This window comes from Actinomyces sp. zg296, from assembly GCF_009829695.1.
Taxonomy (GTDB): Bacteria; Actinomycetota; Actinomycetes; order Actinomycetales; family Actinomycetaceae; genus Actinomyces; species Actinomyces marmotae.
The window spans coordinates 447,241-463,268 of the sequence record NZ_VWPG01000002.1 but is presented as its reverse complement, the minus strand read 5'-3'; the positions used below and the strand labels follow the sequence as shown (position 1 = coordinate 463,268).

Here is a 16,028-nt window from a genome sequence, read left to right as displayed (position 1 = left end):
CGAGAGCCGGAGCGGGCAGCGCGGGGCCGCCGATGCAGCGGGAGGCGGGCCTCAGACGATCCCGTGGGCGATCATGACGTCAGCGACGCGGGTGAAGCCGGCGGCGTTGGCGCCCAGGACGTAGTCGCCGGGGCGGCCGTACTCCTCGGCGGCGGCCACGCAGGAGTCGTGGATGTCGGCCATGATGCCGGTGAGCTTGGCCTCGGCGGTCTCGAAACTCCAGCGGGTGCGGCCGGCGTTCTGCTCCATCTCGAGGGCGGAGGTCGCCACGCCACCGGCGTTGGCGGCCTTGCCGGGGGCGTAGAGGATGCCGGCGGCCTGGAAGGCCTCGATGGCCTCGGGGGTGGAGGGCATGTTGGCGCCCTCGGCGACGACGGCGCAGCCGTTGCGCAGCAGCGTGGCGGCGCCGGCGCCGTCGAGCTCGTTCTGGGTGGCGCAGGGCAGGGCGACCTCGGCCGGGACATCCCAGACGCGGCCCTCGGTCACGAGGCGGGCGCCGGGGCGGCGGGAGACGTAGTCGGCGACGCGGCCGCGCTCGACCTCCTTGACCTGCTTGAGGAGGTCGAGGTCCACGCCGGCCTCGTCAACGACGTAGCCCGAGGAGTCGGAGAAGGTGATCGGGGTGGCACCGAGCTGCTGGGCCTTCTCGATGGCGTAGATGGCGACGTTCCCGGAGCCGGAGACCGCGACCCTCTTACCCTCCAGGCTCTGGCCCTTGGTGGCGAGCATGGACTGGGCGAACAGGACGGTGCCGTAGCCGGTGGCCTCGGTGCGCACGAGGGAGCCACCCCATCCCAGGCCCTTGCCGGTGAGGACTCCGGCGTCGTAGGAGTTGCGCAGGCGCTTGTACTGGCCGAAGAGGAAGCCGATCTCCCGGCCGCCCACGCCGATGTCGCCGGCGGGCACGTCCGTGCTCGGGCCGATGTGGCGGGAGAGCTCGGTCATGAAGGACTGGCAGAAGCGCATGACCTCGGCGTCGGAGCGGCCGTGGGGGTCGAAGTCGGATCCGCCCTTGCCGCCGCCGATGGCCTGGTTGGTCAGGGCGTTCTTGAAGATCTGCTCGAAGCCGAGGAACTTGATGATGCCGGCGTTGACGCTGGGGTGGAAGCGCAGGCCGCCCTTGTAGGGGCCGAGGGCGGAGTTGAACTCGATGCGGAAGCCGCGGTTGACCTGGACGTTGCCGGCGTCGTCGACCCACGGGACCCGGAAGATGACCTGGCGCTCAGGCTCGACGATGCGCTCGAGGAGGGCATCGTCGGCGTAGTGCGGGTGCTTGGCGATGACGGGGGCGAGGGAGTCCAGAACCTCACGCACTGCCTGGTGGAACTCGGTCTCCCCGCGGTTGCGGGCGACCACCTGTTCATAGACCTTCTCAACGACTTCAGCCATAACGGACTCCTTCGGGTACTCGCGTCCTCACAAAAGGCACCGTGCTTCCGCCCCGGTGCCGGATTCAAGAGTCCCACCGCCACGTTTCGCTGAGATGAATGTTCTCGTCCGGTCACGCTCCCGCGCGGCTCGGCACCCGCGCCATCGCCGCCTGAGAGCCGCCTGTGGGGCACGGTGACCGCAGGGGCCCGGCGGGGCAGGCGGATGGGGAGCACTCCCGATCACGAGGGCCTTGCCAAGACCGATCCTTGACGCGTGGGGAATGCGCGGGCTTGAATCGCCTTGGCGTATGACATAGAAGGATCTCCGTCATGACTGATCAGTCCCCCTACCCTCCCCAGCAGCCCTACCAGCCCTATCAGCCCTACCCTCAGCCCTCCGCGCCCTCCTCCGGTCGGCCCGATTACGCGCGGGCGCCGCAGGCCGGGATGCCCCAGTACCCGTACGCCGCCGCCCCCTACGCGGGCCAGCCCATGGCCGTCTACCCGGTGATGCCCTACCTGCGGCCGATGGGGCCCCAGCGCCCGGGCACCGCGACGGGCGCGTCAGTGCTCGGCATCATCAGCGGGGGGCTGGGTCTCCTCCTGGCCGTCAGCACGATCATCCTCACAACCACGCTCGACGCTCTGGCGCAGCTCGTCGCGGCCAGCCACAGCCGGAGCACCGCGGTCATGATCGACTACATCCTCGGATCCGGAGTGTTCGTCACCGCCGTGGCGCTACTGACGACGAGCATCACCTTCTTCAAGGGCAAGGGGTACGGGGGCCTCCTGGGCGCCGCCATCGCGCAGGCCATCATGACGGTCCTATTGCACATCGTCTTCCCGCTGATGCTCCCCAGGATCCTCGGACTCAACTCCTCCGATCTCCCCGACAGCATCAGGTTCAACAGCGGCACTGTTTTCTACCTCGTCACCGGCCTCGGCCTGGCGGTGTCCACCATCATCCTGCTCCTGAACCCCTCGACGAAGAACTGGCGCAAGTAGAGGACCGCGCTCTCAGCTCATCCACCCCCACGCGACACGCGACGACGAAGGGTATCCATGACCGCCCCCTATTTCCCCCAGCAGCCGTCCGATCCCGCTTACGGCCAGGTCCCGGCGCAGCCCACGGGCGCCCAACAGTCCTACGCCCCTGGGTATCAGCAGGGAGCCCCTGGCATGCCGGGGGCTCTGGGAGCATCCGCCCCCTACGGAGGCTATGCCGTTCAGCCGCCGGTGATGCTCGTGCCGACGTTCCTATACCCGGCGCCCGTCCCGGCCGCGCGCCGAGGACCGACCCACCCCGGAACGGTAATGAGCGCCTGCGTCATGGCCATCATCAGCGGCAGTCTCGGGCTCTTCCTGGGATTGCTCAATTTCTTCTACGCCATCGATTTCAGCAATGACAGTTCCAACCCCAACACGCTGGCCGGGCTGTTCTACCTCTACGCCTTCGGGGTGCTCCTCACCGCTGTGGCCTTGCTGACCACGGGGATCACCTTCCTGGGGAGGAAAGGCTACGCCGTCCTCCTGGGCGCCGCGATCTCCCAGGCCGTTCTCACCATCGCGCGCGACCTGGTCATCCCCGCCATGCCGTACGACGCTCTGGGGTACCACTCATCGGCCGCCGTGCCCTGGGGCGCTAAATTCAATCCCGCCCTCGCCCTCGAGTTCATGATCGGCGCGGGGCTGGCGACGGCGACCATCTGCCTCCTGTTGCTCCAGACCTCGAAGGCCTGGCGCACAGAGCCCCCCGCCTCCGATTTCATCGAGCACAACCCCTCCCCCGCGGGGCCATGACCGGTCGCGCGCTGGTGCGACGATGGCGGTATCGATCCCGGACACCCTCCTGATCGAGGCCGGCGCGGCGTCATCGCCCGCGAGCGGCAGCACGCGCTCAACGCGCTGCGCCGCCCACGCGGCCAGGGCACGCCGGTGCGAGACGCCGAGACCCTGAGGGCTCAGCGCCCGCGCCAGCGGCGCCACGCCTCAGAACAGCGCGGGCAGGGTCGCCTCCACCCCGTCGCGCAGCTCGGCGAGGTCGAGCATGAGCGGGCGGCCGGCACCGCCGTCGGCCAGCAGGTCCGTGCCGGTCACGACGAGCATGTCCCCACCGGTGGTGCCGATGCGCGCCCACGGCACGCCCTCGGCGCCCGCGGCGGCCTCCACCGCCGGCACGGCGGCCTCGTGGACGGCCACGAGCGCGCGCGCCCCGGACTCGGAGAACAGGGCGGTAAAGTCGTCCACGCCGTCACGGCTCTCGATGGGGGCCAGGTCCACGCTGGCCCCCACGCCGTGGCGCAGCACGGCGTCGACGAGGCTCTGGATGAGGCCGCCGGCGGACAGGTCGTGGGCGGCGCGCACGAGCTTCGCACCCTCGGGCAGGTCCGCCTCGCTCAGCGCCACGAGGACGCGCCCCAGGGCCATCTCGGCCTCCAGGTCCACCTTCGGGGGCAGACCACCGAGGTGGTCGTGGACCACGCGCGTCCAGGCCGAGCCGTCCAGCTCATCGGCGGTGGCGCCCAGGGCGATGATCGCCAGCCCCTCCTCGAACCAGCCAGAGGGGTTGGCGCGGCGCACGTCGTCCATGACGCCCAGGACGCCGACGACGGGCGTGGGGTTGATGGAGGAGTCGGGCAGCCCCTTGACCTTGCCGTGCGAGTTGTACAGGGAGACATTGCCGCCGGTGACGGGCACGCCCATCTGCTGGCAGGCGTCGGCCAGGCCGGTGATGGCCTCAACGACCTGCCACATGGCGTCCGGGTCCTCCGGGGAGCCGAAGTTGAGGCAGTCGGTCACGGCCCGGGGCGTGGCGCCAACGGTGCAGACATTGCGGTAGGACTCGGCGAGGGCCTGGGCCGCGCCGGTGGCCGGGTCGAGCTTGGTGAAGCGCCCGTTGGCGTCGGTGGAGATGGCCACGCCGCGGCCGGTGGTCTCATCGACGCGGATGACGCCGGCGTCGTCGGGCTGGGCCAGGGCGGTGTCGCCGCGCACGAAACGGTCGTACTGGTCGGTGACCCAGGCACTGGAGGCCTGGTTGGGGCTGGTGACGACGGCGAGAACCTGCTCGGTGAACTCGGTGGCGCTGGCCGGGCGCGCCAGGCGCTCGGAGGAGTCCGCGTTGAGCGCGTCCTGCCAGGCGGGGCGGGCGTAGGGGCGCTCGTAGGTGGGGCCCTCGTGGGCGACCGTCTTGGGGTCGACGTCGACGATCCGCTCACCGAAGTGGTCGATGGTCAGGCGGCCCGAGCCGTTGACCTCACCGATGACAGCGGCCTCGACGTCCCACTTGTCGATGACGGCCATGAAGTCGTCGAGCCTGTCGGGGGCGACGACGGCCATCATGCGCTCCTGGGACTCGCTCATGAGGATCTCGCCGGCGGTGAGGGAGGGGTCGCGCAGGAGGACCTTCTCCAGGTCGACGTGCATGCCGCCGTCGCCGTTGGAGGCGAGCTCGCTCGTGGCGCAGGAGATGCCGGCGGCGCCCAGGTCCTGGATGCCCAGGACGAGCTCGGCGTCGAACAGGTCGAGGCAGCACTCGATGAGGACCTTCTCCATGAAGGGATCGCCCACCTGGACGCTGGGGCGCTTGGCGGGCATGCCGTCCTCGAAGGACTCGCTGGCCAGGATGGAGGCGCCGCCGATGCCGTCTCCGCCGGTGCGCGCACCGAAGAGGACCACCTTGTTGCCGGCGCCGGAGGCGTTGGCCAGGTGGATGTCCTCGTGGCGCAGGACCCCCACGCACAGGGCGTTGACGAGCGGGTTCTCCTGGTAGGAGGGGTCGAACTCGGTCTCGCCGCCGATGTTGGGCAGGCCCAGGCAGTTGCCGTAGCCGCCGACGCCGGCGACGACGCCGTGCACGACGCGGGCGGTGTCGGGGTGGTCCGCGGCGCCGAAGCGCAGCTGGTCCATGACGGCCACGGGCCGCGCGCCCATGGAGATGATGTCGCGGACGATCCCGCCCACGCCGGTGGCGGCGCCCTGGTAGGGCTCAACGAAGCTGGGGTGGTTGTGGGACTCGACCTTGTAGGTCACGGCCCAGCCGTCGCCGATGTCGACGACGCCGGCGTTCTCCCCCATGCCGACGAGCAGGTGCTCGCGCATCTCGGGGGTGACCTTGGCGCCGAACTGCTTGAGGTGGATCTTGGAGGACTTGTAGGAGCAGTGCTCGGACCACATGACGGAGTACATGGCGAGCTCGGCGGCAGTGGGACGGCGGCCCAAGAGCCGCTTGATGTCCTCGTACTCATCGGCCTTGAGGCCGAGCTCGGCCCACGGCATCTGCTGATCGGGCGTCGCCGCGGCATCGGCGACGGTGTCGGGATGCTCCACGGGACGGGGGGCGGTCTCGGCGGTGTGGGCTGTGTGAGCCATGCGGCTGCTCCTGGGGGTGAGCGGGAGGGGGCCATGCCCGAGGATACCCGGCAGGTGGGAGCGGCAGGTCATGGGTCCCCCAGGTGAGCGGGTCGGGCGAGGCGCTCGGCGATTAGAGATGAAGACGCGCCCCAAAAGGTGCGCCCTCTCACACGCGGACAGGGCAAGATCGTGCCATGAGAACCATCGACGTCGCTCCACTGCCCCTGTCCGAGCTCGAGCCCCACCTCGACGAGGTCGCCGCGCACCGGCTCCGCGACGGCGTGGCGGCCGCCCAGGCGCTCCTGGAGGGGCGCGCCCTGTGGATCGTGACCCCCACGGACCAGGCGGGCGCTGGCCCGGTGGAGACCGTCGCCCCCCTGGCGGGCTATGCCCGCGGCCTGGATGTCGACGCCCGATGGCTGTGCCTGGACGCTCCGGCGGAGTTCACCGCCCTCAGCGGGCGCCTGCACTCCTGGATCCATGGGGATATTGGGGACCGAGGCCGCCTGGGAGAGAAGGAGCGCGACCTCTACGAGCACACGCTGGCGTCCAACGCGGAGAACGTCGCCGGGGACATCCGCGAGGGCGACATCGTCATCCTCCACGATCCAGCGACCGCCGGCCTGGCGCGCCCCCTCAAGGCGGCGGGCGCCGTCGTCGTGTGGCGCTGCCACGCGGGCGCGGATCTGGCCACCGCCAGCCCCGAGGGCGTTGAGGACGCCCAGCGCGCCTGGGCCTTCCTGGACCGCTACCTGGAGGACGCGGACTACGTGATCGTCTCCTGCGAGGAGTACCGTCCCCCCTTCACCGAGCCCGAGGCCTGCGCCGTCATCCCACCCTCCATCGACCCCGACAGCCCCAAGAACCGGGTCCTCGACATGGATGAGGCCTGGTCGATCGCACGCCTGGCGGGGATCTTCGACGGCGAGCCCCCCTTCGACGCGTTCCCCTTCATCCGCGGCGACGGGCGGACGGACGCGCTGCGCTCCGCGGCGGCCGAGGGCGGCGTCATGCGCGCCGGGGGCCCGGTGCCGCTGGGAGCGCGGACGGTCACGCAGGTCTCGCGCTGGGACCGGCTCAAGGGGATGAAGGAGCTGGCGATCGCCTTCGCGGAGAACCTGGAGGCGCTCCCCGATGACGCCCATCTGCTGCTGGTGGGCCCCTGCCCCGACAAGAGGAGCGCTGCCGAGCGGGTGCTGGACGAGGCCGTCGAGGCCGTTGAGCTCCTCCCCGCGGCGGCGCGCTCGCGCATTCACATCGCGGCGGTGCCGGCCCATGACCGGGAGGTCAACGCGCTCGTGGTCAACGCCGTGCAGCGGGTGAGCTCGGTGGTCACCCAGCGCTCGATCGTCGAGGCCTTCGGGCTGACGGTGGCTGAGGCGATGTGGAAGAAGGCCCCCGTGGTGGCCTCCGGCGTCGGGGGGATCCGCACGCAGGTGACCGATGGCGTTGACGGTGTCCTCGTGGATCCGCATGACGGCGCGGCCTGGGCTCAAGCGGTGGCGGACCTGCTGCTCTTCCCCGAGCGGGCGGCCGAGATGGGGGCGACGGCGCACGAGTCGGTGCGCCGCTCCTTCCTGCCGGACCGGCATCTCCTCCAGGTCCTCGACGCCCTCGCGGCGGCCCTTGAGCGGCCCTGAGGCTCGGCCCCAGCGGCCGGCCGCGCGCCTTCCCCCAGAGTTTTCCACAGGCTTCCTCCACAGGCATGTGCGCAGTGGGGGACGAGCCGCGAGATGACGGGCCTCCGCCTGTGAAGGCGCCCTCACACTCACGATTGCGCCCCCGTATGTACCACATGCGGGGGCGCGAGCCTCTTCTCAGGCTACCTACAGGGTCTTGTCAGGATCGGTCAAATCCTTGAGATCATGCGGTTCTTCTCACGATCAGAGCTCTCGAACCCCCGTTTCCCGCGGCAGCCCGCCATTCCAGGGAGCCACCCGGGAGGCCGGCCCCGGCGCGAGACTGCCCCTCCCCGATCACGATGCCGACACGATTCGGGACCTTCGGTCTCAGAGCGATCAACACCGGATTGTCCACAGCCCGCCGAGCAAGCTTGTGGATAACTCCCAGGCTTCTTACAGGTTCCCGATCATGCCCCACGAGCGCGGCCGGGCGCCCCACCGCCCGGGCCCCGTCGTGCCGGGCGCGCGATCCGGCGCGGTGGGCGCGCGGCGCGCCCACCGGACCGTATCGATAAGAAGCGGCTCAGGCCGCCACGAGGGAGCTGATGACCGACTGGAAGATCCGCAGGCCGTCAGTGCCGGTCCGGGGGCCGGCAGGCGAGTCAGGGCCGAAACCCGGCTCCACCGCATGCTCGGGGTGGGGCATGAGGCCGACGACGTTCCCGCGCTCGTTCCGCACCCCGGCGATGTCCCTCGCCGAGCCGTTGGGGTTGTCGATGTAGCGGAAGACGATGAGGCCCTCGCCCTCAAGGCGGTCGAGCTCCTCGGGGGAGGCGATGAAGTTGCCCTCGCCGTTCTTGAGCGGGACGACGATCTCCTCGCCATCGTCCATGGAGGACGTCCAGGCGGTCGTCGTCGACTCCACGCGCAGCCGCTGCTCGCGGCAGTAGAACTTCTGGTGGTCGTTGCGGATGAGGGCGCCGGGCAGCAGATGGGCCTCGGCGAGGATCTGGAAGCCGTTGCAGATGCCCAGGACCGGCATCCCGGCGCCTACCGCGTTGATGACCTCGCCCATGACGGGCGCGAAGCGGGCGATGGCGCCGCAGCGCAGGTAGTCGCCGTAGGAGAAGCCGCCGGGGACGACGACGGCGTCCACGCCCTTCAGGTCGGCGTCCTTGTGCCACAGGCTCACGGCCTCGCCGCCGGCCAGGCGGATGGCGCGGGCGGCGTCGACGTCGTCGAGCGTGCCGGGGAAGGTGATGACTCCGATGCGGGCGCCGACGGGGCTGTCACTCACGGCTCAGTCCTCCTGAAGCGGGTGGACGGAGACGACGTCCTCGATGATGGGGTTGGACAGCAGGGTGCTGGCGGCCCGCTCGGCATCGTCGAGGTGCTCCTGGGTGACGGGCCCCTCGACGGCGAGCTCGAAGCGGCGGCCCTGCCGTACTCCGGTGAATCCGGTGAGGCCGATCCTGGGCAGGCTCCCCATGACGGCCTTGCCCTGCGGGTCGAGGATCTCCGGCTTGGGCATGACTTCAACGACGATGCGTCCCAATGTGCTCTCCTGGGAGTTGGGGGAAGTGCGGCGCGACCAGTGTAACCAGTCCGCGCCCGCGCCTCCGGGGCTGTCCACCGCCGTCGATCACCGGCGGGCCTTGCCGCCGATCGACAGCCACGGAGCCGGGGATGATCCGCGCGGGGCGCCGCGGCGCCTAGATGCGCCCGAGCCAGTCTCCGGCGAGCTTGAGGGCGAGGATGCCGCCGATGGCCAGGGCGCAGGTGCCGATGAGCCAGGCGGGGCCCAGCACGAGGGCGATGACGGCGCAGACCACGGCGGCGGCGAGCATGAAGCCGCCGACGGCGCCCGCCACGCCCGCGGGGGCCTGGCTCGACTGGTCCACCGTGGAGGTCCCCATGAGGGGCCTCGGACCTGAGCCGACGGCGACGCGCGGCCCAGCCCCGGTGGAGGCGAGCCCAGCGGGATCGTTCTCGACACCCGAGGTGAGCAGGCGCTGGGGGTCGGCGACGTTGACATCGCCATTGGTCAGCCCGGCGGCCGCATCCACGAGGCTGGGCTCCCAGCGCTCGGCCTCGCCGCGCACCGGCGTGCCGCCGGCCCAGGCGAGGTACCCGGCGGCGGACACGAGTCCAGCGCCTCCCAGGACGACGACGAGCCAGGGCGGCACCCAGGGATGCCCGGCGTTGGCGGCGGTGGCCAGGCGCATCGCCGAGGTGGTGGCCAGGACGAGGCCGACCAGGGCGCATGCGATGCCCGCCAGGCGCTGGCGCACGAGCGAGGCCGGCCAGGGGGTGCGGGCCCGCTGCAGCGGCGTGGGCTCCGTGGAGCGGCCGCGCCCAACGCCCCAGTCGGTTCCCCGGGGATCGCGGGGTCCTCCGGATGGGGCAGGGCCGCTCGGGCCGGGGGCACCGGGCGCATTGGGCTCCGAGGGGCCGTCGTCCGCGGCGGGGCGGGGAGCGAAGCCTGGGGCATTGGGGCCCAGGTCCTCATCGGCATCGATGATCTCGGCCTCGGACCAGGTGGTGCGCCACCTCCTGCCGGATCCTCGCGAGGGGCGCGACTGGCCCCAGTTGACGGGCCCCCGCTCGGACGCGGGCCGACGATCCCGGCCGATCGGCGGGGCCACTCAGATCACCTGCCCGAGGATGGAGGCCAGCCCGAGGGAGATGAGGAGGAAGCCGAAGGCGGCCACGAGGATCTGGCCGAGGCGCAGCAGTGACTCGCCCGTCGTGGTGCCCGAGAGGCGCTCGTCAGCAGCGCGGCCCAGCGGGGTCGAGACCAGGGCGGTGGACACGGGGCCGGAGACGACGTCGAGGGCGGTGAGCTCGCGACGGACACTGGGCTCGGGCAGCGCGATGGCGGTGGAGCCGCCCGTGGGGATGACGGTCAGATCAGCGCCGGGGGCGGCGGGCCGGCCGGGGCGCCCCTGAGGACCCGCCTGGCCGAAGCGGGCCGATTCGGCCAAGGCGCGCTTGCGGGCGGCCGCGGCGCGGTTGCGATCCAGGCGCAGGCGCGGGGCGTTGACAACGAGCGAGCGTGCGGGGACCCGCAGGGCGACGATGAGCCCGAGGCCCACGACGAGCAGGGCGATCCCCCCGAGGATCGCGGAGGTCCCCCGGGCCCCCAGGGCGCTGGCGAGCGCGGCGGCCAGGGCGAGAATAACGACGACCGTCGCCACGACGACGAGTACGACGAAACCCCGCCCGGGACGGAAGCTGCGGGTCACGCGGGGCGCAGGGCCCCCGAACGCGCCGGGGGCGGGGCCCCCGGGCACGGCGCCCCGGCCGGCGGTCGTCACCGGGCCTCCCCGAGGTCGAGCGGCGCCCCGGTGAGGCGCTCGTAGGCTTCGAGATAGCGCGCGCGGGTGCGCTCGACGACATCGTCGGGCAGGGCGGGGGGCCTGTCACCGGAGGCGCGGTCCCAGCCGGAGGCCGGGGAGACGAGCCAGTCGCGCACGTACTGCTTGTCGAAGGAGGGGGTGGGCCTGCCCTCCTCCCACTCCTCGGCCGGCCAGAACCGGGAGGAGTCGGGGGTGAGGACCTCATCGCCCAGGATGAGGGAGCCGTCGGGGCCAGCGCCGAGCTCGAACTTGGTGTCGGCGATGACGATGCCGCGCCGGGCGGCGATGTCAACGGCGCGCGTGTAGAGGGCGAGGGTGACGTAGCGGAGCTTGGCGGCGGTGGACTCCCCCACCATCTCGACGACGCGCTCGTAGGAGATGTTCTCGTCGTGCTCGCCGACCTCGGCCTTGGCGGCGGGGGTGAAGATCGGCTGGGGCAGCAGGGAGGCCTCGGTCAGGCCGTAGGGCAGTGGCAGGCCGCAGACGGTCTTGTTGAGGCGGTACTCGATGAGGCCGGAGCCGGTGAGGTAGCCGCGGGCGACGCACTCGATGGGGTGCATGTCGAGGCGCCGGCAGATCATGGCGCGCCCGGCGACCTCCTCGGGCACGTCGAGGGTGACGAGGTGGTTGGGGACCACATCGGCGAGCTGCTCGAACCACCAGGCGGACATGGCGGTGAGGATGCGGCCCTTGTCCGGGATGGTGGTGTCCAGGACGTGGTCGTAGGCGCTGATGCGGTCCGAGGCGACGATGAGGAGGACGTCCTGGCCCGCCCAGGGGCTGGTGGCATCGGGGGCGTAGACATCGCGGACCTTCCCGCTGGAGCGGTGGGCCCAGCCTGGGACTGTCAGGGGGGCGGGTCCTGGCGTGGTGCTCATGCACCCATCCTGCCACCCTGACCTGCCCGCGCGCAGCGATGATCCGCCCATTGCCCCAGGGTGCGCGGTGGCGCGGGGCGGGCGCGCGGGGCTCAGCGCCCGGCGGCGATGTCAGCGCGGTACTGGGCGCCGTCGAGGTGGATGCGGCTGATCGCCTGGTAAGCCCGCTCCCTCGCGTCGGCGACCGACTCCCCGAGGGCCACGATGGACAGGACCCGCCCGCCGGTGGCAATGAGGGTGCCGTCATCATCCCGCCCGGTGCCGGCGTGAAGGACATGGACGCCGTCGACGCTCTCGGCCTCCTCGATGCCGGTGATGGCCCCGCCGGTGATGACGGTGCCGGGGTAACCGGGTGCGGCGAGGACGACGTCGACGGCGGCCCGGGCGCTCCAGGTGGGTTCGGGGGCCTCGGCGAGGCGGCCGGTGGCGGCGGCCAGGAGGAGCTCGGGCAGGGAGGAGGTCAGGCGCGCAAGGACGGCCTGGGTCTCGGGGTCGCCGAATCGCGCGTTGAACTCGACGACGCGCAGGCCCTTGGAGGTCAGGGCGAGGCCGCAGTAAAGGAGGCCGACGAAGGCGGTGCCGCGGCGCGCGAGCTCGTCGATGACGGGCTGGGCGACGGTGTTGACGACTTGCTCGGCGAGGTCGGCGGGAGCCCAGTTCAGCGGCGTGTAGGAGCCCATCCCGCCGGTGTTGGGGCCGGTGTCCCCGTCGCCTAGGCGCTTGAAGTCCTGGGCGGGGGCGAGGGCGCGGACGGTGGCGCCGTCGCAGACGCAGAAGATGGAGGCCTCTGGGCCATCGAGGTAATCCTCGACGACGACGCGCCCTCCCTGCTTGGCCAGGCAGGCGAGACCGTGTTCGAGGGCCGTGGCGCGATCGGGGGTGACGACGACGCCTTTGCCGGCGGCCAGGCCATCCTCCTTGACGACGTGGGGGGCGCCGAAGCGGTCGAGGGCCGCCTCGAGCTCGGCGGGGGTGTCGCAGACGGCGGCCTCGGCGGTGGGGACGCCGGCGGAGGCCATGACCTCCTTAGCGAAGGCCTTGGAGCCCTCAAGGCGGGCGGCCTCGGCTCCGGGGCCGAAGCAGGGGATGCCCGCGGCGCGGACGGCGTCGGCGACCCCGGCGACGAGAGGCGCCTCTGGGCCGATGACAACGAGGTCGGCGCCCATCTGCTGGGCGAGCGCGACGACGGCCTCGGGGTCATCGGCGTCAGCGCTGATGTTGGTGGCGATGGCGGCCGTGCCGGGGTTCCCGGGGGCGACGACGAGCTCTGTGGTGGCGGGGTCGGATGCGAGGGCGCGGGCCAGGGCGTGCTCGCGCGCGCCGGAGCCCAGGAGCAGGATCTTCACGTGGCCAGCGTAGCCGGGTGAGCGGCGCTGGTGGAACCGCCCTCCGGGGGACGAGCAGGGCGGGAGGACCGCCTGGGCGTGAGCGCGGGAGGTAGCGAACGGGGGCCCGGACCGTGGGCGCGGTCCGGGCCCCCGTTGGAGCCGCCCTCACTCATATGGGTGAGGTGGTGTCAGCCCTCAGGCCTTGGCGGCGGCGATGCGCTCGCGGAACTTCGCCAGCTCCTCGCGGATGGCGGCGGGGACCTTGTCGCCGAACTGGGAGAAGTACTGCTCGGTGTCGTCCATCTCGGCGGCCCAGGCGTCGGGGTCGATGTCGTACATCTTGTCCCAGTCGGCCTCGCTCACGCCGGCGCCCTCAAGGTTGAAGTCCTCGCGCTTGGGGTAGATACCGGTGACGCCCTCGATGCCCTCGACCTCGCCAGAGGCGCGACGCACGATCCAGTCCAGGACGCGGGAGTTGTCCCCGTAGCCCGGCCACAGGAACTTGCCGTCCTCGTCCTTGCGGAACCAGTTGACCTGGTAGACCTTCGGGAAGTTCTCGCCCAACTGCTCCTGGATCTCCAGCCAGTGGCCCCAGTAGTCGGCCATGTTGTAGCCGCAGAAGGGCAGCATGGCGAAGGGGTCGTGGCGCAGGGAGCCGGCCTTGACGTCCGTGGCGGCGGCGGTGACCTCGGAGGCCACGGAGGCGCCGATGAACACGCCGTGGGCGGGCGAGTACTGCTCGGCGACGAGCGGCACGTTGGAGGCGCGGCGGCCACCGAAGAGGATCGCGTCGATGGCGACGCCCTCAGGAGCCTCCCAGTCGGGGCAGATGATCGGGCACTGCGAGGCGGGGGTGGTGAAGCGCGAGTTCGGGTGCGCGGCCTTCTTGCCCTCGGCGGCGTCGGCCGGGGTGAAGTCGTTGCCGAGCCAGTCGATGAGGTGGTCGGGCATCTCAGCGTCGATACCCTCCCACCACACGTCACCGTCGTCCGTCAGGGCGACGTTGGTGAAGATGGTGTTGGCCTTCATGGTCTCCATGGCCATCGGGTTCGTCTTGTAGGACGTGCCCGGGGCGACGCCGAAGAAGCCGGCCTCCGGGTTGATGGCGCGCAGGCGGCCGTCCTCACCCTGACGCATCCAGGCGATGTCGTCGCCGACGGTCTCGACCTTGTAGCCCTCGATGGTGGGCTGGAGCATGGCGAGGTTGGTCTTGCCGCAGGCGCTCGGGAAGGCGGCGGTGACGTGGTACTGCTTGCCGGACTTCTCGTCGGTCAGGCGCAGGATGAGCATGTGCTCGGCCATCCAGTTGTCGCGGCGGGCCATCGTCGAGGCGATGCGCAGCGCGTAGCACTTCTTGCCCAGCAGGGCGTTGCCGCCGTAGCCGGAGCCGTAGGACCAGATCTCGTTGGTCTCGGGGAAGTGGGTGATGTACTTCTCCTCGTTGCACGGCCAGGTGGTGTCCTCCTGGCCGGGGGCGAGGGGGGCGCCGACGGAGTGGACGGCGGGAACCCAGGTGCGGCCCTCGTTGATGAGGTCCATCGCCTTGGCGCCGATGCGCGCCATGATGCGCATGTTGACGACGACGTAGGGGGAGTCGGTGATCTCGATGCCCAGCTGGGAGATCGGGCCGCCCAGGGGGCCCATGGAGAAGGGGATGACGTACATCGTGCGGCCGGCGTAGGTGCCGTCGAACTTCTCGTTGAGGATGGCCTTCATCTCGGCCGGGTCATACCAGTTGTTGGTGGGACCCGCGTCCTCCTCCTTCTCGGAGCAGATGTAGGTCCGGGACTCAACGCGCGCGACGTCGCTGGGAAGCGAGCGGGCGAGGAAGGAGTTGGGGCGCTTCTCCGGGTTGAGGCGGGTGAACATGCCCGACTCGACCATCTCGGAGGTCAGGCGGTCCCACTCCTCCTGGGAGCCGTCGCAGAAGTAGACCTTCTCCGGCTTGCCGAGCTCGGCGAGGCGGATGGCGAAGTCGATGACATCCTCGGGCGCGTTGGCGGGAGCAGCAGCGCGGACGTCCTGCGCAGTGGCGGTCATATGAGTCCCTTCCTTGGGTTGGTTGACCCTCAATCGGTCGAGGCCAATCCTCCCCCACAACGCGCTGGGAGTCACGCGCACCTTGGTCCTATCGAGACGCTTTCACCAGAAGCGCAGAGGTGGGACGGGCCCATGGCCTGCGCCACATCCTCGTCGTCCTCATCGTGCCCGCCACCGGCCCCGGCGCCCTTGCCAGCCGGGGTACGGTCGGGCCGTGAAGAGCATGGACCCTGACCGAATCGCCCGCGTCGCGCACTCCCGGAGCCGACGGGGCCGCGCGGCCCGCCTGGCCGCGCTCGCCGTGCCCCTGGCGCTGAGCGCCTGCACGGCCAACCTCGAGATGGAGATCGGCGCTGACGGCCGGTACAGCGCCGTCATCGAGATGCGGGACTCCACGGGCAAGGTGCTCACCTCCAAGGATGACTGCCAGAGACTGGCGGATAAGGCCGTCGCAGGCACCTCCGCGAGTTCGCAGGCCGAGGTCGTCGAGGCCGATGACGACGAGATCGCCTGCAAGATCACCGTGAGCGGCGTGGAGATCCCCGCGTCCGACCAGGCCAGTTCGGACGCGCTCGTCGTGCGCGAGGACGATCTGTACGCGGTCGATCTGACGAGGCTCACCGACGGCCTCACGACCCCCACAGGCAAGGCGGGCGCCGGGGGCGACTCCGCCCCCTCGGGCAGGGGCGGCTCGCAGGGGCCCCAGGGCCCCGCGCCCACCGTCGGGGCCGGGCCGACCGCCCCGCCGCTCGACTCGAGGATCTCGGTGACCTTCCCGGGCGCCGTCGTCGACGGCGGCGGCGGCAGCGTCGATGGCAGGACCGTCACCTGGGAGGACACGGACACGATCCTCGCGGGGATCCATGCCACCGGGCACACGCGGGCGAACGCCGGCCTGAGTTTCTGGGACCGCTACTCCTGGTGGGTCATCGGCGGCACGGCAGGATTGGCGGCGGCCGTGGCGGTGGCCGCTCTCAGGCGCCGCCGAGCGCGGGGCTGACGGTCCCGCGGCGCTTCCCACGCGAAGGCGCCCATGGGGCGGACTCCCCGTGGTGCTCAGGAGCATTTCATCCCTATG

At 71.4% G+C, this 16,028-nt stretch carries 13 protein-coding genes; 4 read left to right on the top strand and 9 right to left on the bottom strand.

The window, feature by feature from the left end; all coding sequences use genetic code 11:
* Positions 1-51: 51 nt before the first annotated feature.
* Complete coding sequence (gene gdhA / locus GVV76_RS02330; protein WP_159522858.1) at positions 52-1,389, bottom strand: NADP-specific glutamate dehydrogenase; 1,338 nt, start codon at positions 1,387-1,389, stop codon at positions 52-54.
* A gap of 311 nt (positions 1,390-1,700) precedes the next feature.
* On the opposite strand from gdhA, the gene GVV76_RS02325 reads away from it, so the two are divergent.
* Complete coding sequence (locus GVV76_RS02325; protein ID WP_159624629.1) at positions 1,701-2,375, top strand: hypothetical protein; 675 nt, start codon at positions 1,701-1,703, stop codon at positions 2,373-2,375.
* A 324-nt stretch (positions 2,376-2,699) separates the two neighbouring features.
* Positions 2,700-3,170 carry a hypothetical protein gene (locus GVV76_RS02320; protein ID WP_159522854.1) on the top strand — a complete coding sequence of 157 codons (471 nt, stop codon included), beginning with the start codon at positions 2,700-2,702 and terminating at the stop codon, positions 3,168-3,170.
* Positions 3,171-3,359: 189 nt separating this feature from the next.
* On the opposite strand, the gene purL is transcribed toward GVV76_RS02320, so the two are convergent.
* On the bottom strand, positions 3,360-5,741 hold the full coding sequence (gene purL, locus GVV76_RS02315; RefSeq protein WP_159624627.1) for a phosphoribosylformylglycinamidine synthase subunit PurL: 2,382 nt from the start codon (positions 5,739-5,741) through the stop codon (positions 3,360-3,362).
* Positions 5,742-5,917: 176 nt separating this feature from the next.
* Here purL and GVV76_RS02310 point away from each other — a divergent pair, with 176 nt between their 5' ends.
* On the top strand, positions 5,918-7,363 hold the full coding sequence (locus GVV76_RS02310; RefSeq protein ID WP_159624625.1) for a glycosyltransferase: 1,446 nt from the start codon (positions 5,918-5,920) through the stop codon (positions 7,361-7,363).
* 565 nt (positions 7,364-7,928) lie between these two features.
* On the opposite strand, the gene purQ is transcribed toward GVV76_RS02310, so the two are convergent.
* From purQ to GVV76_RS02275, 7 genes are all read right to left on the bottom strand, one after another.
* The gene (gene purQ, locus GVV76_RS02305; RefSeq protein ID WP_159522848.1) at positions 7,929-8,642 is read right to left on the bottom strand and encodes a phosphoribosylformylglycinamidine synthase subunit PurQ; all 714 of its coding nucleotides are present in this window, start codon (positions 8,640-8,642) and stop codon (positions 7,929-7,931) included.
* A 3-nt stretch (positions 8,643-8,645) separates the two neighbouring features.
* Complete coding sequence (locus GVV76_RS02300; RefSeq protein WP_159522846.1) at positions 8,646-8,900, bottom strand: phosphoribosylformylglycinamidine synthase subunit PurS; 255 nt, start codon at positions 8,898-8,900, stop codon at positions 8,646-8,648.
* Between the two features lie 157 nt (positions 8,901-9,057).
* Positions 9,058-9,990: a PsbA protein gene (locus GVV76_RS10300; protein WP_236263156.1), complete on the bottom strand. Its 933-nt coding sequence runs from the start codon at positions 9,988-9,990 to the stop codon at positions 9,058-9,060.
* Positions 9,991-10,590, bottom strand: coding sequence for a hypothetical protein (locus GVV76_RS02290; RefSeq protein WP_235905124.1), 600 nt, complete (start codon positions 10,588-10,590; stop codon positions 9,991-9,993). It lies immediately after the preceding gene.
* A 68-nt stretch (positions 10,591-10,658) separates the two neighbouring features.
* The gene (locus tag GVV76_RS02285; RefSeq protein ID WP_159624623.1) at positions 10,659-11,582 is read right to left on the bottom strand and encodes a phosphoribosylaminoimidazolesuccinocarboxamide synthase; all 924 of its coding nucleotides are present in this window, start codon (positions 11,580-11,582) and stop codon (positions 10,659-10,661) included.
* 92 nt (positions 11,583-11,674) lie between these two features.
* Positions 11,675-12,928: a phosphoribosylamine--glycine ligase gene (gene purD, locus GVV76_RS02280; RefSeq protein WP_159624621.1), complete on the bottom strand. Its 1,254-nt coding sequence runs from the start codon at positions 12,926-12,928 to the stop codon at positions 11,675-11,677.
* A 177-nt stretch (positions 12,929-13,105) separates the two neighbouring features.
* Complete coding sequence (locus tag GVV76_RS02275) at positions 13,106-14,950, bottom strand: phosphoenolpyruvate carboxykinase (GTP) (protein ID WP_159624619.1); 1,845 nt, start codon at positions 14,948-14,950, stop codon at positions 13,106-13,108.
* A gap of 223 nt (positions 14,951-15,173) precedes the next feature.
* Between GVV76_RS02275 and GVV76_RS02270 the strand changes: the two genes are divergently transcribed.
* A complete protein-coding gene (locus tag GVV76_RS02270; protein WP_442858360.1) occupies positions 15,174-15,950 on the top strand; it encodes an LppM family (lipo)protein in 777 nt (258 codons plus the stop codon).
* Positions 15,951-16,028: the final 78 nt, after the last annotated feature.